This window comes from Paenibacillus sp. NPDC093718, from assembly GCF_050279985.1.
In the GTDB taxonomy this organism is placed as follows: Bacteria; Bacillota; Bacilli; order Paenibacillales; family Paenibacillaceae; genus Paenibacillus_AQ.
In genome coordinates this window covers 656,164-677,176 of sequence record NZ_JBNNUS010000004.1, presented here as the reverse complement: position 1 = coordinate 677,176, position 21,013 = coordinate 656,164, and the positions used below count along the sequence as shown (strand labels likewise).

At 48.1% G+C, this 21,013-nt stretch carries 18 protein-coding genes and 1 rRNA gene; 5 read left to right on the top strand and 14 right to left on the bottom strand.

Annotated features, from left to right (window positions below):
• From ACQKPA_RS15875 to gyrA, 3 genes are all read right to left on the bottom strand, one after another.
• Window positions 1–74, bottom strand: a 16S ribosomal RNA gene (locus tag ACQKPA_RS15875); the annotation flags it as partial.
• Between the two features lie 296 nt (window positions 75–370).
• The gene (locus ACQKPA_RS15870) at window positions 371–1,483 is read right to left on the bottom strand and encodes an HD-GYP domain-containing protein (RefSeq protein ID WP_427493562.1); all 1,113 of its coding nucleotides are present in this window, start codon (window positions 1,481–1,483) and stop codon (window positions 371–373) included.
• A gap of 174 nt (window positions 1,484–1,657) precedes the next feature.
• Entirely contained in the window at window positions 1,658–4,153 is a 2,496-nt protein-coding gene (gene gyrA, locus ACQKPA_RS15865; protein WP_427493561.1) for a DNA gyrase subunit A, read from the bottom strand.
• A gap of 411 nt (window positions 4,154–4,564) precedes the next feature.
• Between gyrA and ACQKPA_RS15860 the strand changes: the two genes are divergently transcribed.
• A complete protein-coding gene (locus tag ACQKPA_RS15860; RefSeq protein ID WP_427493560.1) occupies window positions 4,565–5,377 on the top strand; it encodes a YheC/YheD family protein in 813 nt (270 codons plus the stop codon).
• A gap of 133 nt (window positions 5,378–5,510) precedes the next feature.
• Here ACQKPA_RS15860 and gyrB read toward each other — a convergent pair whose 3' ends face one another.
• The 11 genes from gyrB to gnd all read right to left on the bottom strand — a co-directional run bounded on the left by gyrB (window position 5,511) and on the right by gnd (window position 17,981).
• Window positions 5,511–7,421 carry a DNA topoisomerase (ATP-hydrolyzing) subunit B gene (gene gyrB / locus ACQKPA_RS15855; protein WP_100541344.1) on the bottom strand — a complete coding sequence of 637 codons (1,911 nt, stop codon included), beginning with the start codon at window positions 7,419–7,421 and terminating at the stop codon, window positions 5,511–5,513.
• 26 nt (window positions 7,422–7,447) lie between these two features.
• Window positions 7,448–7,699, bottom strand: coding sequence for an extracellular matrix regulator RemB (gene remB, locus ACQKPA_RS15850; RefSeq protein WP_071219299.1), 252 nt, complete (start codon window positions 7,697–7,699; stop codon window positions 7,448–7,450).
• A 14-nt stretch (window positions 7,700–7,713) separates the two neighbouring features.
• Window positions 7,714–8,826 (bottom strand): DNA replication/repair protein RecF, encoded by a 1,113-nt coding sequence (gene recF / locus ACQKPA_RS15845; protein ID WP_427493559.1) that lies wholly within the window; start codon window positions 8,824–8,826, stop codon window positions 7,714–7,716.
• A gap of 56 nt (window positions 8,827–8,882) precedes the next feature.
• On the bottom strand, window positions 8,883–9,098 hold the full coding sequence (gene yaaA / locus ACQKPA_RS15840; protein WP_009591516.1) for a S4 domain-containing protein YaaA: 216 nt from the start codon (window positions 9,096–9,098) through the stop codon (window positions 8,883–8,885).
• A gap of 39 nt (window positions 9,099–9,137) precedes the next feature.
• Window positions 9,138–10,280 (bottom strand): DNA polymerase III subunit beta, encoded by a 1,143-nt coding sequence (gene dnaN, locus ACQKPA_RS15835; RefSeq protein WP_427493558.1) that lies wholly within the window; start codon window positions 10,278–10,280, stop codon window positions 9,138–9,140.
• A 203-nt stretch (window positions 10,281–10,483) separates the two neighbouring features.
• Window positions 10,484–11,830, bottom strand: coding sequence for a chromosomal replication initiator protein DnaA (dnaA, locus tag ACQKPA_RS15830; RefSeq protein ID WP_427493557.1), 1,347 nt, complete (start codon window positions 11,828–11,830; stop codon window positions 10,484–10,486).
• 742 nt (window positions 11,831–12,572) lie between these two features.
• The gene (locus ACQKPA_RS15825) at window positions 12,573–12,806 is read right to left on the bottom strand and encodes a hypothetical protein (protein ID WP_427493556.1); all 234 of its coding nucleotides are present in this window, start codon (window positions 12,804–12,806) and stop codon (window positions 12,573–12,575) included.
• A 301-nt stretch (window positions 12,807–13,107) separates the two neighbouring features.
• Window positions 13,108–14,655, bottom strand: a complete 1,548-nt coding sequence (gene gntK / locus ACQKPA_RS15820) for a gluconokinase (RefSeq protein ID WP_427493555.1) — start codon at window positions 14,653–14,655, stop codon at window positions 13,108–13,110.
• Between the two features lie 89 nt (window positions 14,656–14,744).
• Window positions 14,745–16,106: a GntP family permease gene (locus tag ACQKPA_RS15815; RefSeq protein WP_427493554.1), complete on the bottom strand. Its 1,362-nt coding sequence runs from the start codon at window positions 16,104–16,106 to the stop codon at window positions 14,745–14,747.
• A gap of 162 nt (window positions 16,107–16,268) precedes the next feature.
• Window positions 16,269–16,946 carry a GntR family transcriptional regulator gene (locus ACQKPA_RS15810; RefSeq protein ID WP_427493553.1) on the bottom strand — a complete coding sequence of 226 codons (678 nt, stop codon included), beginning with the start codon at window positions 16,944–16,946 and terminating at the stop codon, window positions 16,269–16,271.
• A gap of 135 nt (window positions 16,947–17,081) precedes the next feature.
• A complete protein-coding gene (gene gnd, locus ACQKPA_RS15805; protein ID WP_194540277.1) occupies window positions 17,082–17,981 on the bottom strand; it encodes a phosphogluconate dehydrogenase (NAD(+)-dependent, decarboxylating) in 900 nt (299 codons plus the stop codon).
• Between the two features lie 454 nt (window positions 17,982–18,435).
• Between gnd and rpmH the strand changes: the two genes are divergently transcribed.
• The 4 genes from rpmH to jag all read left to right on the top strand — a co-directional run bounded on the left by rpmH (window position 18,436) and on the right by jag (window position 20,895).
• The gene (gene rpmH / locus ACQKPA_RS15800; protein WP_006207379.1) at window positions 18,436–18,570 is read left to right on the top strand and encodes a 50S ribosomal protein L34; all 135 of its coding nucleotides are present in this window, start codon (window positions 18,436–18,438) and stop codon (window positions 18,568–18,570) included.
• Between the two features lie 223 nt (window positions 18,571–18,793).
• The gene (rnpA, locus tag ACQKPA_RS15795) at window positions 18,794–19,144 is read left to right on the top strand and encodes a ribonuclease P protein component (protein ID WP_009591465.1); all 351 of its coding nucleotides are present in this window, start codon (window positions 18,794–18,796) and stop codon (window positions 19,142–19,144) included.
• Between the two features lie 75 nt (window positions 19,145–19,219).
• Window positions 19,220–20,110 carry a YidC/Oxa1 family membrane protein insertase gene (locus tag ACQKPA_RS15790; RefSeq protein ID WP_427493552.1) on the top strand — a complete coding sequence of 297 codons (891 nt, stop codon included), beginning with the start codon at window positions 19,220–19,222 and terminating at the stop codon, window positions 20,108–20,110.
• Complete coding sequence (jag, locus tag ACQKPA_RS15785) at window positions 20,107–20,895, top strand: RNA-binding cell elongation regulator Jag/EloR (RefSeq protein WP_427493551.1); 789 nt, start codon at window positions 20,107–20,109, stop codon at window positions 20,893–20,895. The genes ACQKPA_RS15790 and jag overlap by 4 nt, the downstream gene beginning before the upstream one ends.
• Window positions 20,896–21,013: the final 118 nt, after the last annotated feature.

Genomic DNA, 21,013 nt, shown 5'->3' with positions numbered 1-21,013 from the left:
CAAGTCCGCTCGACTTGCATGTATTAGGCACGCCGCCAGCGTTCGTCCTGAGCCAGGATCAAACTCTCCAATAAAGTGTTTGACTTGCTCATTTCTTAACTGACGAGAATTTGTCCAATTCTCTATTTCAACGTTCCACCGAAGTGGTTCGTTTTACTCACTCGTTGTTCAGTTTTCAAAGATCAACTTCTTCGTTACCGGCGAATCTCGTTCGCACCAGCAACTCTTATAATATATCACTTTCTCAATTATTTAGCAAGCTTTTTTTGAAAACTTTTATTTCATTGAAAGCTGCGATATATTCCCGCTCAGAAGCGGCAAGAAATAATATATCACAGCATTCCTATGTAGGTCAACCCTTTTTTGAAAATCAATAAATAACTTCTTCTATATAGAGTTGGCGCTGTTGCATCAGGTTAATGATCTCTCCCTGAACCGATACCATCGGTCTCGTTGGATGCTTGGCGTCCGTAAATACGATTTCTCCCGAAGTGCCATTACTCAACCGGACTCGAGTACCCGAATGCAAGGCTGTTACCTTTTGAATAAAAGTCTGAACGATCTTTGGATCCAGCTTGCCAAAGGCCTCTAGTTGAATTTGTTCCAGCACAACATAAGGAGATTGAGCATTCCGATAGAACTTATCCAGTGTCATCGCATGAAAGATATCCGTAACAGCAACGATCTTGGCGTAGATATGAATCTTGTTCCCTTCCAGCCGCAGTGGATACCCCGAGCCATCTACTTTCTCATGATGCTGGAGAGCTGCGAGCCGAACTCCTTCATTCACCGCCGCAACATTCTTGAGAATCTGATAACCGTAGGTCGTATGCTGACGCACTTCTTCGTTCTCTTCTTCGGTTAGTTTTGAAGGTTTGTTCAACACAATCGGATCAATCTTGGCATTTCCGATATCATGCAGCAGTCCTGCAAAGGCAACCTGCATCCAATCTTTCTGCGGGAGCCCCACCCATTGTGCAAGCTTATAGGAGGAAAGGGCACATAGCACGGCACTGTGATACCGATAATCATGGCGATTGGTCATGCGAGGAATGAATTTAAGGATATGATACTCATGTTGGTGTTTTAATAAGTTGTCCATTTGATTACGAACTTCATACATTCGCAGTTCGCCCGTTATGGCGGACTGGTAACAGTTTTTGACCAGGGTCATGGTCTTGTCGTATTCCTCATGCAAGGCCAAGTCTTTTCGGACAGGTGCCTCTTCGTTCCCACTGCCCTGTTGATTCCCCGTAAAGATCAGCGACGGCTTCTGTCCGGCAGATTTTACGGTCGGTATTCTTGTGCTATCTGCTTCAACGGATTCTACAATTACATGGTCCACCATGAAAGCTTTCAAAACCTCTAGATCCCGGGGAAGCAAAACCTTCCCTTTTTGTAGCAAAAGGCCCCCCAGAGGCGTATGCACATCTTTGGCCAGCTTTACTCCAGCCACCACTTCGTTCACGGCTTTGATCGTCATGATCAACCCTCTCCATCTATTAAGCTGCGTCACGGCAGCAAACTTCACCTTATATTATACATATTATAGTTCGTCTTTCGCGGCCTGTACAATACCATTTCCCTGAATTTGTAATCCGGTAAAACAAAAAAAGAGCATGAATGCAAATCTGCATTCATGCTCGATACTATTTGTTTATTCTTCTGTCGGCTCAACCGGCTCTGTGCCGTCTTGACCTTCTTCTTCCTCTTCACCCGCTTCAGGCTCATCGCTCTTGTCCGCGCGGCACACGGTACCTACGGAATCATCCTCACGGATGTTGATCAGCTTCACGCCCTGAGCATAACGGCCCATGGTAGAGATGCCCTCCATGCTCGTACGGATGATAGTGCCGCTTGCCGTAATAATCATGAGATCCTCTTCCGATTTCACGACCTTAAGTGCCACGACCGGTCCATTCTTCTCCGTAATATTGATGGTCTTGATCCCTTTGCCGCCACGGGTCTGACTGCGGTAGTCGCTTGCAGGCGTCCGCTTGCCGTAACCTTTGGTCGTTACAATAAGGATATCAAGCTCCTGGTCCACCACGTCCATGCCAATGACTTCGTCATCGTCATCGAGCGTAATCCCTTTAACCCCCGTCGCGCTTCTTCCCATCGAGCGAACATCGCTCTCCTTGAAGCGGATGGACATGCCTTGAGCCGTTCCCATGATGATCTCCTGCTGACCATCTGTCAGCTTAACCTCGATCAGGGAATCATCCTCGCGCAGGTTGATCGCAATCAGACCGCCCTTGCGGATATTGACATAATCCTCAAGCGGAGTTTTCTTAACGACACCCTGGCGCGTGGCAAAGAACAAGAAATTATCGCTGTCAAAGTTCTCCACCGGGATCACGGCATTGATCGACTCGCCCTGTTCAATCTGAATCAGGTTGATGATCGGCGTTCCGCGGGCGGTACGGCTAAGCTCTGGAATCTCATAGGCTTTCAACCGGTACGCCTTCCCTTTGTCCGTGAAGAACATCAGGTAGTGGTGGGAATTCGTGACGAAGAGATGCTCGACAAAGTCTTCGCTCTTCGTATCCATCCCCACAACGCCGCGGCCGCCCCGCTTCTGGCTGCGATAGGTGTTCGCAGGCAGACGCTTGATGTAACCGGTATGCGTAATGGTGATGATCACTTCTTCCCGTGGAATCAGATCCTCATCCAGGATGCTGTCTTCCCCGACCGTAATTTCGGTACGGCGTTCATCCGAGAAGCGCTCCTTAATCTCTTGGAGCTCATCATTGATAATTTGAAGCACAAGATGCTCATTAGCCAAGATCTCGCGCAGTTCCGCGATTCTGGCAAGCAATTCTTGGTACTCGTTCTCAATCTTCTCGCGCTCGAGTCCGGTCAGGCGCTGCAAACGCATATCCAGAATGGCCTGCGCCTGCTCATGACTGAGACCGAAACGCTCCATCAAGCCTTCGCGAGCTGCCTCTGTAGTCTGTGACGCGCGAATGAGGGCAATAACCTCATCGAGATGATCCAACGCAATTCGCAAACCTTCGAGAATATGAGCCCGAGCTTCCGCCTTCTTCAGTTCAAACTCGGTCCGGCGACGGATAACAACAACCTGATGCTCCAAATAGTGGAACAGCACGTCACGCAGGTTCAAAATTTTCGGCTCATTGTTTACGATGGCCAGCATGTTAATACCGAAATTAGACTGCATGGCCGTATGCTTGTACAGGTTATTCAGAACGACATTCGGATTAACGTCCCGGCGCAGCTCAATAACAATCCGCATACCGTTACGGTCCGACTCGTCGCGGAGATCGGTAATGCCATCAATTCGCTTATCGCGAACCAGTTCCGCGATCTTCTCAACCAGACGAGCCTTGTTCACCTGATACGGAATCTCGTGAACAACAATGCGCGCCTTGTTGTTATTCTCTTCAATGGTCGCCTTTGCCCGCATCGTAACGGACCCTCGGCCCGTGCGGTAGGCTTGGCGGATCCCTTCACGCCCCAGAATATATCCCGCTGTTGGGAAATCCGGTCCTTGAATATATTCCATCAGCTCCATCGGTGTGATATCAGGGTTTCGAATCATTGCCTGAACGCCATCGATAACTTCACCGAGATTATGAGGCGGAATATTGGTAGCCATACCTACTGCGATCCCGGACACGCCGTTTACCAGCAAGTTAGGATAACGCGCAGGAAGAACGACCGGCTCCTGTTCCTCACCGTCATAGTTAGGAGCAAAGTCTACAGTCTCTTTATTAATATCACGCAGCATTTCCATAGCAATCTTCGATAAACGAGCCTCGGTATAACGCATAGCCGCTGCCATATCGCCGTCAATGGAACCGAAGTTTCCGTGTCCATCAACAAGCATATAACGCATGGAGAAGTCCTGCGCCATCCGAACCATGGATTCATAAACTGCGAAATCACCATGAGGATGGTACTTACCGATAACCTCGCCAACAATTCTTGCCGATTTCTTATGCGGTTTATCCGGGGCCATTCCAAGTTCGGACATCGCATATAAAATACGACGGTGTACTGGCTTCATTCCGTCCCGTACATCCGGCAAAGCCCGGCTGACAATGATACTCATCGCGTAGTCCATAAAGGACTCGCGCATCTCGGTACCAATGTCACGATCTTTGATTTGGGAGAAATTTTCTTCCGCCATGCTGGACCTCCTTCATTTTCCTATCAACCATGCCTTGATCTATGTGAAAAAAGCAGAATAGTGATCAGAAACCTAAAAACGCACTAACCTTTATTATATTACTTTCACAAACCGTGCACAATTAAACACGGGATGGATCAAGTGAAAGAATGATTTTTGCCCGGAAACCGGGATATACGCCCTGTCCTCCGTGCCCCTTTTCACATACAATGCATTGCACAGGACTTTTCGTAGCATCACATCTTTATATTATACCACTGTTTGTCATACTTGTCCTATGTTTTCCGGGTTTAAGCTCTCTTGCTGGAGATGCCCCGATTCTTTCAAAATCAACCGGATGGACACGAGTTTGTTTACGAGGCAGGCCAAATCCTGTCACTCCCATCATACAGCTGGAAAGGATGAAGATGGTTGACTATCCAACGCGTTGCAAGCAAGTGGGCGAAAACGAAAATACTCTTGAAAAATAAAGGTCTCGCCTCTTATGTTCCTTCTACCCGCCAGTATTCATTGGAGGCGCTTGGTGACATGCTGGGCACACATACACTTGTTTATATCAAACCTGACCGGGGGACCTACGGCGTCGGCGTCATGTCAGTCGAGCAGCTCCAATCCAAAGATGGAGATGCCGACGAAACCACGACCACTTCCTACAAGCTTCGTTATGAACAGAAAACCGAAATATTTACCTCCCTGGAGAGTCTCGATAAAACACTGAGCGCTTTGTTTCAGGGGAAGGAGTATCTCATTCAGCAAGGCATTCATCTGCTTCGCCATAAGGGCCGCCCCTTTGATCTACGTGTACTTACTCAGAAGAGTCCTTCTGGCCAGTGGGTGAGCACAGGAATAATCGGGCGGGTAGCGGCCAAGAATAAAATCATTACCAACCACCATAGCGGTGGGGCAGCCCAGCACTATAAACCACTGATGACCGAGCATATGACGGCGGAAGAAGCAGAGAACATCCGTAAAGAGCTGAATGTGCTTGGGGTGAATGTCGCATCGCAGCTGCAGAAATCCTATCCCAAGCTGAAAGAAATCGGCCTCGATATTGCCATCGACGGTCGCTGGAATATCTGGATCTTGGAGGTTAATACCAAACCTGCACTGTTCCCTTTCAAGAAATTTTTCAAAGATCCCAGCATCTACAATCAAGTAAAAAAATATGCAACCGCTTATGGGCGTAACTTAACCGGCAAGAAAAAAGCCAAAAAGACCGGTTAGCCTGCGATATATGAGTTAATCCCAAGATTCAGGATATAGGGTGAACACACCAAATCGCATCTATCGTAAAAATAAAGGGGCAGTCCCTGAGGCCTTCACAGACCTTGGGATGCCCCATTTTGAATTATTAACTTTATACGTCCAGATTACGGACCGACTTCGCATGCTCTTGAATGAAATCCCGCCGTGGCTCCACGTTATCGCCCATCAGGGTATCAAACAACGTATCGGCTAGGATCGCATCTTCGATGGTCACCTGAAGCATGGTACGGCTTTCCGGATCCATCGTTGTCTCCCACAGCTGTCCGGCATTCATCTCGCCGAGACCTTTGTATCGCTGTACGTTAATTTTGACGTTCTCACCGAATTCCTTAATGATCTCGTCGCGTTCTTTCTCGCTGCCGGCATAACGGATCACCTTATTGCGCTCGATCTTGAAGAGCGGGGGTTGGGCGATATAGATATAACCCGCTTCCACCAACTTACGCATGTAACGGTAGAAGAACGTCAGCAGCAAGGTACGAATATGCGCGCCGTCAACGTCGGCATCGGTCATAATAATGATTTTGTGGTAACGGGCCTTGGACAGATCGAAATCTTCCGCAATCCCCGTGCCCAGCGCCGTAATGATCGCCCGGATCTCCGCATTGGAGAGGATGCGGTCAAGCCGCGCCTTTTCCACATTGAGAATTTTACCCCGAAGCGGCAAAATGGCTTGGAAATGCCGATCGCGTCCCTGCTTGGCGGATCCGCCGGCAGAGTCACCTTCGACGATGTACAGCTCACTGATGGAGGCATCCTTGGAAGAGCAGTCTGCCAGTTTACCCGGCAATGCGCTGACTTCAAGCGCACTCTTCCGGCGTGTCATCTCGCGGGCTTTACGCGCCGCTTCACGAGCACGTGATGCCTGGAGCGCCTTCTCCAGGATCCGACGGGAAACCGACGGATTCTCCTGCAGGAACTCCTGCAGCTTCTCAGCGAACAAGGACTCCACAATACCGCGCACTTCACTGTTGCCGAGCTTGGTTTTGGTTTGTCCTTCGAACTGCGGCTCCGGTACCTTAACCGAGATGATTGCCGTCAATCCCTCACGCACATCGTCACCCGACAGGTTGTTGGTATTATCTTTGATCAATCCCGTTTTGCGGGCATAGTCATTGATAATCCGAGTGAGCGCACTCTTAAAGCCGGATTCGTGCGTTCCGCCTTCGTGCGTGTTGATATTATTTGCAAAAGAATAAATATTCTCGGTATAGCTGTCGTTATACTGGAGCGATACTTCGACCTGAATATTATCCCGTGAGCCCTCAACATAGATAGGGTCTTCGTGCAGTGCTTCCTTCTTCTCATTCAGGAACTTGACGTATTCAATGATTCCGCCCTCGTATTTGAAATAGTCGGAGGCACCTGTACGTTCATCCGTCAGCGTAAGCGCAATGCCCTTATTCAGGAACGCCAGCTCACGAATCCGCGTAAGCAGCGTGTTGTAATCATATTCCGTTGTTTCCGTGAAAATCTCCGGATCCGGCAGGAAGGTTACGGTTGTACCAGTATCGTCGGAATCCCCGATGACCTTGATATCATATTGAGGTACGCCGCGATGATACTCCTGTTGGTAGATGTGCCCGTCACGTTTGACTTGAACCACGACTTTCGAAGACAGTGCATTCACGACCGAGACACCAACACCATGCAGACCGCCGGATACTTTATATCCGCCGCCGCCAAATTTACCGCCGGCATGAAGGACGGTCATAACGACTTCCAGCGTCGACTTCTTCAGTTTGGCGTTCTCGCCGACCGGAATTCCGCGCCCGTTATCGACAACGGTAACACTGTTATCCTCATGGACAATGATTTCGATATGGTCGCATATTCCCGCCATCGCTTCGTCAATACTATTGTCCACAACTTCCCATACCAAATGATGCAAACCCTTGGCACTGGTAGACCCGATATACATCCCGGGACGTTTACGAACGGCTTCCAATCCTTCCAGTACCTGAATCTGATTCTCATCATATGTCGGTTGATTCATAGACATGCCTTCACCTACTTCTACAGATTCTGTTATGCCTGAGCTACAAAATGATTTGCTCGTTTCTTAAGCGTTGCAGAGGAGATCGGAGAGTAATAGACGATCGATTTCGTCACCACAATGGATTTCGGATCCTCTTCGCCAATCATCTCCACGACTTTATGCTGCTGGGCATGCGTGACGAACTGCTTGGAGATTTTAGAAGATTTCTCTATCGAGATATCAAAAATCCCAACCAGCTCCGACGAACGGATGATCTTCTCTCCGCCCAAATGAATATACATATGGAATCACTCCCTTAAGAGCCCACCTGTCCGTCATGGACATGAAAAATGCTGGCACCCTTCAATTTGTCGGTATTCAAACTCTCAATGCCCGTCGCCGTGATGAATGTCTGCACTTTGCTCTGGAATGTCTCGATCAATTGTGTCTGCCGGTACGGATCCAATTCAGAAAGCACATCATCCAGAAGCAGCACCGGATATTCACCGATCTCTTCCTGTATCAGCTCGATTTCAGCCAGTTTCAAAGATAGCGCCGTCGTCCGCTGCTGACCTTGAGATCCATACGTTTGGACTTCTTTGCCATTAATATAAAAAGCCAGATCATCTCGATGAGGACCTGCCAATGTCATACCACGCCGTATTTCTTGCTCTTTCATTTGTGATAATTTTATCATAAATGTCTCAAATAAGACAGCTTCATCTTCTTCCTCCGCGTCAGCAAAGGACGGAAGGTAGTGTAAAGAGAGCTCTTCCAGGCCGTTTGTGATTCCCTGATGAATGCTCTCAGCCCACTTTTGCAGCTTTTTTATAAATTGTTTCCTCTTCTTGACGATTTTAACACCATGTTCTGCCAATTGGCTGTTCCAAATGTCCAGCATCGCTTGTTCGGCGCTGCCCTTTCCCCATAATTGCTTCAGCAGATTGTTGCGCTGCACAAGCACCTTCTGGTATTGCTGCAGATGAAACAGATAGCTTGGCGCCACCTGTCCGATCTCCATGTCAAGAAACCGGCGGCGAACCCCCGGCGTGCCTTTGACAATCTCCAGATCCTCGGGTGCAAACATCACGACATTGAGCGAGCCGATGAAATCGCTAAGCTTCCGCTGCTCGAGTCCGTTGATTTTTGCCCTCTTCCCCTGCTGGGACAAGCTTAGCTCCAGCTTCAAAGCTCCGTACTTGCGGTCAATCTCGGCTGCTATATGGGCACTGGACTGCTCGAATCCAATCAATTCGCGATCCTTGGAGGTACGGTGGCTCTTCGTTAAAGCAAGCACGAAGAGCGCCTCCATCAAATTCGTCTTTCCCTGAGCATTGCGTCCGATAATCAAATTAACGTCACCAAACGGCTCAAGCTGCAGCTTCTCGTAGTTTCGATAGTGCTGCAGGCTGACATTTTTGACAAACAAGCTTATCCTCTCCCTCATCTTCCGCGCTTAGCGCCAAAGCGGCTGCGGGAGGCTGTCTATTGTGCTGCCACCTGAAACGTCCCGCAGTCCTCCACCTTGACGATGTCGCCAGGAACCAGTTTGCGTCCTCGCCGCTCTTCCTTCTCGTCGTTGACCAGAACCGCTCCTTCCGCAAGCAGCGCCTTCGCCATCCCACCTGTGGATACGCAATCTGAAAGCTTCAAGAACTGATCCAGCTTGATATATTCACTGTGGATAAATATTTGTTTCATGACCTCGTCCTTTCATCCCCTATCAACATGGGGATAACTTTAATTGGCCGTACGGTACGGCAGAATAATATATTGGCTCTTGCTGTCATCGAGCGGTTTAAGAATGATCGGGCTCATAACCCCCATGAAAGCGATCATCAGCTGTTCGCTTTCAACCACCTTTAGCACGTCCAGCATGTATTTGGAGTTGAACGAGATGCGCAGCGGCTCCCCTTTGAAATCGATCAGATCCAATTCTTCACGCACTTTACCAAGCTCGGAGGAGCTGGAAGAGATCTCGATGCCGCCATGTTCCATCGTTTGCAGAAGAACAATATTCGTTTTCTCCTCTTTGGAGAGCAGGTAGGCGCGGTCGATCGACTCGCTTAATTTTTTTGTGTCCAAAACGAGTTCTGTTTTATGCGATGTTGGAATAATTCTAGAAGTATCGGGATAAATGCCGTCCAGTATACGGGAATAGAACAGAACACGGTCAATTTTAAATAATACCTGATTATCGGCCACAACGATATCCACCAGCGTATTTTGGTCCGGAATAATTTTGCTCAGCTCATTCAGCGTTTTACCCGCAATGACAACATTGTTGAACGAAATATCCTGTGCATTGTCCAGCTGTGCAGAGCGAGTTGCCAATCTGTGGCGGTCTGTAGCGGTAAATTTCAGCTCATTGTCGTTCAGACTCCATAATACCCCGGTCAAAATAGGCGTTGTTTCATGGGTGGAAATGGAGAATACCGTTTGCTTGATCATGTTTTTCAGCAGATCTCCAGGCAAAGAAACGGTTTGGCTGTCTTCAATGTTAGGCAATACCGGGAATTCTTCCGGGTCCAAACCCACCATCTGAATTTCCGTAGCTCCCGAAGAAATAAAGGTATGGAAGTTCTCTTTTACCTCCATCTGGATTTCTTGGGAAGGGAGTTTCTTGATGATTTCAACAAAAAATTTGGCCGGCAGCACAACGCTACCAGGCTGCTCTACCTGGACGATGGTGTGCTTCTCATCTTCCGCAGGAATAAACGATTGAATGGAAATATCAGTATCGCTAGCTGTTAGTGTGACACCTGAATACGTGACATCCAGTTTAATGCCGCTGAGGATCGGAATTGTAGTTCGGCTGGAAATCGCCTTGGATACGTGTTGAATGGATTCGTTTAATACATTTTTTAATATGCTGATTTTCATCAATTTCACTCCTTACGGAAAAATGAGAGGGGGTTTTTTCACTTGGCGAATGCCAAGAGGATCCCCCTCTTTATGGTTAAATTATTTATTAATTATTATTAGTAATAGTAATAGGGGCACTGAATATGTGGATAAGCCCCAGAAAAGGCATAAAATTAAGCCTATCCACATGTGTATAGATTGTGCATAGGCTTTGAACTTGTTCAGGTTGGATTTTTGATTTTCTCCGTAATATTATTGACCACTTTGAACAGCTCCTGGTCATTTTTCAGAGATTGGGTAATCTTCTCATGGGCATGGATGACAGTGGTATGATCCCGGCCTCCGAATGCTTCTCCGATCTTGGGAAGGGAATAGTCGGTTAATTCGCGGGACAGGTACATGGCAATTTGCCGCGGAAACGCGACGGCTTTGGTTCGCTTGCGGGCTTTGAAGTCTTCCAGCCTGAGGTTGTAATACTCGCCAACCTTCTGCTGGATGTCCTGAATCGTAATCATTCGCGGCCGGCTGGACGGGATGATATCCTTCAGGGCTTCCGCTGCCAGATGCGTTGTTACGTCCTGATTGGTCAGGGAGGAATAGGCAACGACACGGATCAGGGCACCTTCGAGTTCACGAATGTTCGTATCAATCTGATTGGCGATATACATCATGGCTTCGTTCGGAATATCCAGATTCTCGGCCTTCGCTTTCTTGCGAAGAATGGCGATCCGCGTCTCCAGATCCGGCGGTTGAATATCGGTGATCAATCCCCATTCAAACCGGGAACGGAGCCGTTCTTCCAGCGTCGGAATCTCCTTGGGCGGACGGTCACTGGATATGATAATCTGCTTCCGCTCTTCGTGCAGAGCGTTAAACGTATGGAAAAATTCCTCCTGCGTCGATTCTTTGCCTGCCAAGAACTGAATATCGTCAATGAGCAGAATATCGACGCTACGGTACTTGTTGCGGAAGCTTTCAGCGCGGTTGTCCCGAATGGAGTTGATGAACTCGTTGGTGAATTTCTCGGAGGAAATATACACGACTCTGCTGCTGGGATTGTGCTCCAAAATATAGTGGCCGATGGCATGCATCAAGTGGGTTTTTCCAAGTCCCACTCCACCATAAAGGAATAATGGGTTATACGCCTTAGCCGGAGCTTCGGCAACAGCGAGCGACGCAGCATGGGCGAAACGGTTGCCTGAACCGATGACAAAGGTATCAAACGTATACTTCGGATTCAGCATGTGAGACTGAATTTCTTCCCCGGATATTTCAAGCGGCGGCGAGATCTGCTGCGGCACAGGTTCGTGTCCTTTGGCCTCCTCAATGACGAAGCGGACATCCACCTGCTTGCCCACCACCTCCAATACGGTTGCACTAACCAGCTTGGTGTATCGGCTCTCCAGCCATTCCACAGCAAACGTTGTCGGTGCGGAAATGACGACGGAGTGATCGTTAATGGTCAATGCCTTGGTAGCTTTAAACCAAGTGTCAAAACTCGGTTTACTCAGCTTGGTTTGTATGATCGATAATATTTCTTGCCATAATTCGGAAGTATGGCTTTCCAAAACTGTCACTCCTTTAAATCTTCCAAATGTGGCTAGAGCCATGTGTGGAATTGTCGAAAGAAAATGAATGATGTCTAATTATCCCCAGAACTAACTCCTGTGGAAACAAAAAAATATGGATAAATTGAAATTGTTCACAACTTTATCCACAGCCTGTTGATAATATTATAGCTTCATTCACATATTCACAACCAAAAGTAATATCATCATAGCAAAAGAAGGCCTTATTTTCAATGTATGTCGCTAATTTATCCACAAATTCAATACGTTGTGCATAATTTTTATTCACACCACTATATATTGTTTATAATTTGTTTAGCCTTCGACATCATTGGCCTCAATGCGCAAAAAATTATTCACAGGTTGTCCGATTCGCAAGCAGAATTTTCTTCTCCCACCATCTGTTCATAACTTATGGTTGAATGTTCTAGCAACCAACAAATCGACCAAAGGTGAAAAATGGCTGTGGATAGTCTTCAAATGGAATCGATAGATTTCCAATTGAGGGCTTTTTTTCAGAACGGGGGAACCACGTGCGGACGGAAAGTAACTTCATCAAATGGAGAAGAATAGGGTTACTACTTCATACTTATGAAGATGAGAAACGGGTAGAGATTGCGAACGAGGTATATGAAATCCGAGCATATGGAAAGGAATCAGGCCATTCTGCATCATATGAAGTGCGTTATCCTGACGGTAGGACCTACCTCGTGAAACCTTTTGGAGACCGGAGCTTTCTTGCTTACGACGAGAAGGGGGAAATGATGGCTCCCGGCATCAGAATCAGCGATGAGGCGGGCAAATTCGATTGGATCCGGAAGAGCCTCGTTATTTCCCCACGGAGCTGGCCAAGGCTGCCGACGAGCAGTTTCACGACCCTAATGGCAGGGTAGGATTCTTCGTATTGGCACTCGTGATGCTGGTTTATGCCTGGTGCGGTTTCCGGTATGAAGCCTTTCAGCGCTTTTTGTTTCATATATCACCCTCGAATTGGATGTATGATAAACCCGAGCCCAGCGATTTCTACTTCTTCATGTGTAAGGCAGGGGGAATTTTCGGTATGGGACTCTCACTGTGGATATTTTTTTCTCAGGCATTATGACAAAAAGCCCGTTTTCGCCATGGATCGGATCCATCGAAAACAGGCTTTTTTTTAATATATTCAGAAAAAATAAACCTCGCAGCATGACATATCGCAAGAAAAACAATATCTGCATGCGGTCTGTCTTCATCTCAAGTATATTCGTCGAATAGAGGTTTTTCCTTCTATAGTAATCTTACGATTGCTCGAATCGGCGCTGGAATTCGGTAATGGCTTCATAATCTTCTTCCAGCTTCCGTGAAATGCGGATGAAGATGGGCAGCAGAGCCTTATAAACATCAGAACTTTCCTTCACTGGCTGGTGTTCATGCGTACCGCCGACCATCGTCTCTACAATGTCGAGCGAATCCGCTCTTCCTGTAGCGTACAGACCGAGGACTACGGCGCCAAGGCAAGAGCTCTCGTAGCTCTCCGGCACGATCACCTGCTGGTCAAAAATATCCGCCATCATCTGCCGCCAGATCGGTGAACGGGCGAAACCGCCGGTGGCGTGAATTTTGGCCGGCCGGCCGATTTGTTCCTCCATTGCCAGCAGAACGGTATACATATTAAAGATCACGCCCTCCAGCACGGAGCGGATCATATGCTCTTTTTTATGATTCAGGGTTAAACCAAAGAACGATCCGCGGGCATTCGGATCCCATAATGGTGCGCGTTCTCCGGTCAGGTACGGATGGAATAGCAGTCCGTTCGATCCTGGCGGAATACGGTCCGCGATTTTGGTTAGTACATCATAAGAATTGATGCCGAGCCGCTTGGCGGTTTCGACCTCGGAGGCTGCAAATTCATCGCGAACCCAGCGAAAAATCATGCCGCCGTTGTTAACCGCGCCGCCGATGACCCAGTGCTTCTCCGTTAATGCGTAGCAGAAAATACGACCTTTCGGATCGGTCATCGGCTTGTCGACAACCGTACGGATCGCACCGCTCGTACCGATGGTAGCGGCAACGACTCCCGGCTTGATGGCATTCACGCCGAGGTTCGACAGGACGCCGTCGGCAGCTCCAAGCACGAAGGGTGTGGAAGTGGAAAGCCCCATGGCTGCGGCATACTCGCTTTTCAGGCCTTCCATGATATGTGTAGTTGGTACTATCGTAGATAAATGATCCTCCGTGATGCCAGCGAGCTCCAGCGCCTGCTGATCCCATGCCAGTTCCTCGAGGTTCATTATCCCGGTACTGGAGGCAATGGAGTGGTCTACAATATATTGGCCGAATAGTTTGAAATAAACATATTCTTTAATCGAAATGAATTTGGCTGCTTGGTTAAAGAGGGAGGGCAGCTCATGGCGCATCCACATTAGCTTGGTCACAGGTGACATCGGATGAATCGGAGTTCCGGTTCTAAGGTACAGCTCCATGCCGCCGAGTTCTTTTTTGAGCTTCGCAGACCAGGCAGCACTGCGGTTGTCGGCCCATGTAATGCATCGAGTCAACGGGCTGCCTTGGCTATCTACGGCGATGACGCTGTGCATGGCCGCGCTGAAAGAAACGAATAGAACTTGAGCAGGATCTATCCCGCTCTCCGTCATGACCCCTTGAACAGAGGAAATGACGGTCTGAAAGATTTGCTCCGGATCTTGCTCGGCCGTAGAGGGAGTAGGGGTGAGCAGCGGATATTCACCGCCGGCTTTGGCTACAACCTCACCATTCTCTTTGAAAAGGACGGCCTTGGTGCTGGTTGTACCGATATCGACACCGATCATATAGTTCTGAGTACTCATGAGACATACCTTCTTTCTACGTAAGGGCACCCGGTTCGCTGCTTAAAATATCAGCATTCCAAGGAGCCCCCATGTGTCTTATTGCTTCATTATACAATTACATTGAGAACGAGAGCCAACACGAGTCCGGTCAGGGACAGGATCGTCTCCATCACGGTCCAGGACTTCAGCGTCTGGGCTACCGTCATGTTAAAGAATTCTTTTACCATCCAGAAGCCGGCATCATTCACGTGGGACAGTACGATGGAGCCTGCTCCGGTAGCGAGGACCACTAGCTCAACATTGGCGCCAGGCGTCATGGCAAGCACAGGAGCGACAATCCCTGCGGCGGTTGTCATGGCTACGGTTGCAGAACCTGTTGCGATCCGAATGAGTGCCGCGACAAGCCACGCAAACAGGATCACGTTGATATTTGCACCGGTTGCAATTTCGGCGATGGCATTGCCGACGCCGCTGTTGATCAGAACCTGCTTGAAAGCGCCGCCTGCGCCGATGATCAGAATGATCGTAGCGATTGGAGCAAGACATTCGCTGGTGAAGCGGGACAGATCATGTTTGTTAAAGCCGCGTGCGAATCCCAGCGAGTAGAAGGAGAAGACAGCAGCTATGAGCAATGCAATGATTTCATGACCGATAAACTTGCAGAACACGGAAATGAAGCTGGTAGATTCCGGATCGATAATATCAGCTGCGGAACCGATAAGCATCAGAATAACCGGCAGCAAAATGGTAAACAACGTGATGCCAAAGCCGGGCAAACCGCGCTCCGCTTTGCTTGAAAACTGCTCGGCAAGCTCCTCGGGCGGTTCGGTTCGGATCCGTTTGCCGATGAATTTGCCGAACACTGGGCCGGCCAGTATCGCTGCCGGGATCCCGACCAGGAACGAGTAGAGAATCGTCATGCCAAGGTCGGCATCATAAGCTTCAATAGCAATCATTGGAGCAGGATGCGGTGGTACCAAACCGTGAACGGTGGACAATCCGGCCAAAATCGGAATGCCGATGTGCAGCAGGGACATTTTCGTTTTGCGTGCAACTGTAAAGACAATGGGAATCAACAGGATGACACCCACCTCGAAAAATACGGGAATACCGACAATAAAGCCGACAATCATCATGGACCAATGGACGCGCTTCTCGCCGAAGCGGTCCACGAGGGTGGTGGCGATTTGTTCAGCGCCGCCGGATTCAGCCATCATTTTTCCGAGCATGGTACCTAAGGCGATAACGATTGCAATCGTTCCAAGCGTTCCGCCAAGACCGCCGGTTATCGAAGTAATCACATCTGCAGGCTGCATGCCCGTCAATAGACCAAGGCTCAGTGCGGAGATCAATAAGGTTACGAAAGGATTCCATTTATATTTGGAAATCAGCACGATCAGGAAGACGATCGTCAGCAGTGTCCAGATCATTAAGGTAGCATTATGACTGAGACCGAATAGTGAATTCATATCTTGCTTCCTCCTATAGATTACCCATTTTGAATTGGGAAATGATTATTATCGAGCTGTTCTGCGGTAGTATACCCAAAACAAAGGTGAATTCTATTGTATACTTGTCGACAACTTAGAGCGTGCACCGTGTTTCGTAAGACGGAGGAAGGGAGGATTAAGCTAACCCTCCGGAAAACTAAGATGAAGCGTCTGACGGGAATCATCGAAGTAATGCTGAACCGCCGTTTGGATCCGTGCCGGATCCAGGGATTCCATCTCTGCAATTAGCTGAAGATGCTTGTCCATGACATACCGAATCTTGGTGCCTCCGCCACCAAACACCTGACGGGTCGTAATTAACATGACTGTGATCACGATAGGGCGAATGCTCTTCCACAGATGAAGAATCCGTTTATGGTTCGCTTCCGTAATAATCCGTTCATGAAAAGCCAAATCCTGATAGGAGAATTCAACCGGGTCCTGATGTTTGGCTGCAAGCTCCATCCGATCGACGATTTGTTTTAAATGCTGGATTAATTCCGGCTGGGGATTCGCAAACACCTGGCCTTGAACAAAGCTCTCGATAAGGAAACGAACATCGTATAATTCCTCTACTTCTTTAAGCGATAAGCCCATGACAACGGCGCCCATGCGCTCCAATTGGATCAGTCCTTCGCTGGACAGCGTTTTCATTGCTTCCCGCACAGGAGATCGGCTGGTGCCGAATTCACTTGCAATTCGATTCTCGGACAGGATTTCTCCGCGCTTGATGGTGCCGCTAATAATCTGCAATCTCAGTTCACTGGCGATGGCCTCTCCTAGAGAGGCCCCTTGAAGCCATGTTGAGGGAAATTTCATAGCATAATTCTCCAATCCGTACTGATTCTAATTTTATCTAGTGGTAATGATACCACATCGAAAGGAGAAGGGACCATGATGAGGCTATGACATGATGCCCTTAAGAAGCAGCAGGTTTATAGAAGAGAATCAACGTTATTCCGACTTCTCAACCGCATGGCCGCCGAATTCATTACGCAGCGCTGCAACGACTTTGCCGTGGAACGTATCTTGGTCAAGGGATCGATAGCGCATAAACAGCGACATGGCGATAACCGGTGCGCTGGCTTGTACCTCAAGTGCCGTTTCTACGGTCCACTTTCCTTCGCCGGACGATTTCATCACACCTTTGATGCCATCCAGCTTCGGATCCTTGGAAAATGCATTTTGTGTCAGCTCCATGAGCCAGCTGCGAATGACGGATCCATTAGACCATACCCGGGCGACATCCTCATAGTTGAAGTCGAATGCGCTTTTTTCCAATACTTCAAAGCCTTCCGCAATGGATTGCATCATGCCGTATTCGATTCCGTTATGGACCATCTTCAGAAAATGGCCGCTGCCGCTTTCGCCGGCATACAAGTAACCGTTCTCGACAGCCATATCCTTAAACAGGGGCTCAATGCTGGTGAATATGTCGCGATTGCCCCCAATCATAAAGCAGCCACCATGATGAGCGCCTTCCATGCCTCCGGAAGTGCCGGCATCAAAATAATGAATGCCTTGGTCCGCCAGACGTGCTGCACGGGATTTGGAATCTTTATAATGCGAGTTGCCGCCGTCAATCAGAATATCACCGGACTCGAGGAGCGGAGTGAGAGAATCAATGACGGAATCCACGATATTTCCGGCAGGCACCATCATCCATACGATGCGGGGTTTATCCAGTTTCGCAACGAGCAATTCAGTTGATGCTGCGGCTTCGGCACCGCACTGGGCAGCTTGATCGACCAATTCCGTATTTAAGTCGTAAGCTACGACCTGATGCTGATGATGAATCAGATTCTGAACCAGATTGAGGCCCATTTTCCCCAGACCGATCATGCCTATTTTCATAAAACAATGCAACTCCTTCTTAGGTGTATACTTGTATACAACTTAAATTCAATTATTTATACTACTCCTTTATACCTCTTGTGTAAATAAGGGGCATGCGAGGGATGAAAGGACTTACATGGAAATCGAAAAATGACATCCACAATGTTTTAGTAGGTTATCCCCATGTGGATAATTCAAAACTAGCAATAATGACTACTTGTGGAAAACTTAAGTGCTTGCCGAGGTCAAGTAAGGTTTGACTTTTGGGCCTGAACGTGATTAAATGTATAAAGGCATTTTCTGTGAAGATGAGAACATTATCCGCTACCATTTAGCGGTCTGTTTACAAGAGATACGTCCATAGACGTCGGTTCAACAAATCGCGGTCTATTCTTCCGTGAAAGTGCGTCGATTGACGTTATGATCTTAAAATATGGGTAAGACATATTCCTGTAAGGGGGTGCATTAATTCATGAGACCGACTTTCAAACCGAATGTAAGCAAACGTAAAAAGGTACATGGCTTCCGTAAAAGAATGAGCACGAAGAACGGACGCAAAGTATTGGCTAACCGCCGTCAAAAAGGCAGAAAAGTACTGAGCGCGTAATATTGGGCCACGAAGACCACCGAGGTGGTCTTTTTTTCGTAATATATCCTGCAGTGTGAGGAGTTTCCTTATGAAACCGGTAGAATATAAGCTAAAGTAGGCTTAAAGTATTCCAATTGGAGTGTTTATCGCGGTTTTGGCATGACTATACTCTTATAATAGAAGAGATGCCAAAGAGGCTTATGATTATTGAACTTGATTAACGGCAGGGCGGGAGAAACTTGTGCATAGAAAACTTCGTTTACGGAACCGCGCTGATTTCAGCCGGGTATATCGACACGGAAAGTCCTTCGCCAATCATCAATTTGTTGTCTATTGGTCGCGCAAAAAAGAGGTAGAGCAGTTTCGCGTCGGCGTTTCGTGCAGCAAAAAGATCGGCAATGCGGTTGTCCGCAACCGGATGAGACGGCTGGTTAAAGAGATTGTCAGGCACCATCAGCACCAGATTATCGAGCATATCGACCTGATCTTTATCGTTCGAAAGGGAGCGCTCGACAAGTCTTATCAGGAGCTGGAGAAAAGCGTGCTTCATGTATTGAGGAAATCGTCCCTTCTGAAAGCGAAGAGGGGCTGAACCATGTGTTTATTTGTCCATATAAATATGTTATGATTTACCGTGGAATGGAATGGCGAAGAGAGGGGTTTTGAAGTGTCGTTCATGAAGACAAGACGAGGAAAATGGTTCCTCCTCACCGCTGTAATACTCGCAGTGGCCGTTATATCGGGTTGTGCGTCTGAAACCGACCAAACGCGTACCATTGAAGACTTGAAAAATGGAGGCTTTTGGCAGAGCAACGTTGTTTATTACTTTACATGGGCACTTGATACGTTTGCGACATGGTTTAACGGTGAATACGGATTGTCCGTACTCGTGATGGTGCTTATCGTTCGTACCTTGATTTTACCGCTGACTCTGAAACAGGTCAGAAGCTCAAAGGCAATGCAGGCCATTCAGCCTGAAATTCAGAAAATTCGCGAGAAATATAAAGATCAACCTGAAAAAGTTCAAATGGAAACGATGAAGCTCTTCCAGGAGAATAAGGTTAATCCGATGGCGGGATGTTTGCCGCTGATCGTACAAATGCCGATATTTATCGCACTCTATCATTCGATTTACTATAACAATCTCCTTCGTGATCACGAATTCCTGTGGCTGCAATTAGGTCAACCGGACAAGCTGTTTATTTTGCCGGTGCTTGCCGCTGTAACCACTTATTTCCAAACAAAAATGATGATGAAGATGAACCCGTCTCCTCAAATGGGGATGATGCAGTTCATGCTGTTCGTTTATCCGATTCTGATCTTTGTAATGTCCTTCCAGTTCCCTTCGGCACTTCCGTTGTACTGGTTCTACAGTAACCTCTATACGATCGTGCAGAACTACTTCTTGTACCGCAACAATGACAAGGCTGCTGTCGTGGCAAGCGTTGCCAGCGCTACCGACGGTCAGAAGAGCAATAAGAGCGGTAACAAGGGCGGGAAAAAGAATGGCAGCAAAGGCGGGAAAAAAGGTTCGAAGGGAGCCAAAAAGTCGAGATGAGTAAAATCGTCGCAACAGGAAAAACCATTGAAGATGCTGTCGCACAAGGGCTGGCCCGATGGGGTGTAAGTCAAGACCGTGTATCGGTTCAAGTATTGAGTCAGCCATCAAGAGGATTCCTGGGCCTGTTCGGGGTCAAGGAAGCGAAAGTCGAACTAACGCTCCTGCCTGACGGTGCCGGCGGCGATTCATCTGTGAAGGAAGTACTTCCTACAAACGCGCAAGCTGTTCCGGCCAAAGTGGTTCAGGTCTCCAATACCTCTGTCATGACGCAGGAAGCTCCTGCTGTCAGCAGTGATATAGAGAACCCTGCCACAGCTTCGTTTGAAGGCAAGGATCCTTACCAGGAAGCCATCACCTTTCTTGTTGATACCGGACAAGCCATGGGGCTAGATATTTCGGTTGAGGTTGAGAAGGGGAGAGACTTTACCACGCTTCAAATTTCTGGCGCCGGACTCGGACTGATGATCGGGCGTAGAGGTCAGACTCTGGATGCCCTTCAGTATCTGGCGAATATCGTAGCTAACCGTTATTCCAACAGCTATCTTCGCATCGTACTGGATGCGGAGAACTTCCGAGACCGTCGCAAGAAGACGCTGGAGGATCTGGCGGATCGGTTAGCGGGACGGGTACTGAAGACCCGTAAAGAGATTGTGCTTGAGCCTATGCCTGCTGCTGAGCGGAAGGTGATTCACGCTAAACTCCAGTCACATGGAGCCGTGAAGACGTACAGCAAGGGCGAAGAACCGAACCGGCGGGTTGTTATTACACCCAAGTCGTCCTAAATGAGTTGAAGAGTATATATAAACAATGACTCCTTAAGCTTCAAGAGGGAGTCATTGTTTTTTAAAAAGACCTATACAGGAAAACTTCAGCAGGAGGTTTTTCTTAAGAAAATAGATC

Excerpts from the sequence above, each read along its gene's own strand:
- dnaN (WP_427493558.1), bottom strand. The coding sequence starts at position 10,280 with ATGAAAATCAGCATATTAAAAAATGTATTAAACGAATCCATTCAACAC.
- ACQKPA_RS15825 (WP_427493556.1), bottom strand. The coding sequence starts at position 12,806 with ATGAAACAAAAAGCGCTGAAAGGCTTCATACCGGAAACCGCACCAGGC.
- rpmH (WP_006207379.1), top strand. The coding sequence starts at position 18,436 with ATGAGACCGACTTTCAAACCGAATGTAAGCAAACGTAAAAAGGTACAT.
- yaaA (WP_009591516.1), bottom strand. The coding sequence starts at position 9,098 with ATGAAACAAATATTTATCCACAGTGAATATATCAAGCTGGATCAGTTC.
- gntK (WP_427493555.1), bottom strand. The coding sequence starts at position 14,655 with ATGAGTACTCAGAACTATATGATCGGTGTCGATATCGGTACAACCAGC.
- remB (WP_071219299.1), bottom strand. The coding sequence starts at position 7,699 with ATGTATATTCATTTGGGCGGAGAGAAGATCATCCGTTCGTCGGAGCTG.
- gyrA (WP_427493561.1), bottom strand. The coding sequence starts at position 4,153 with ATGGCGGAAGAAAATTTCTCCCAAATCAAAGATCGTGACATTGGTACC.
- ACQKPA_RS15810 (WP_427493553.1), bottom strand. The coding sequence starts at position 16,946 with ATGAAATTTCCCTCAACATGGCTTCAAGGGGCCTCTCTAGGAGAGGCC.
- ACQKPA_RS15815 (WP_427493554.1), bottom strand. The coding sequence starts at position 16,106 with ATGAATTCACTATTCGGTCTCAGTCATAATGCTACCTTAATGATCTGG.
- gnd (WP_194540277.1), bottom strand. The coding sequence starts at position 17,981 with ATGAAAATAGGCATGATCGGTCTGGGGAAAATGGGCCTCAATCTGGTT.
- gyrB (WP_100541344.1), bottom strand. The coding sequence starts at position 7,421 with ATGTCTATGAATCAACCGACATATGATGAGAATCAGATTCAGGTACTG.
- jag (WP_427493551.1), top strand. The coding sequence starts at position 20,107 with ATGAGTAAAATCGTCGCAACAGGAAAAACCATTGAAGATGCTGTCGCA.
- ACQKPA_RS15870 (WP_427493562.1), bottom strand. The coding sequence starts at position 1,483 with ATGACGATCAAAGCCGTGAACGAAGTGGTGGCTGGAGTAAAGCTGGCC.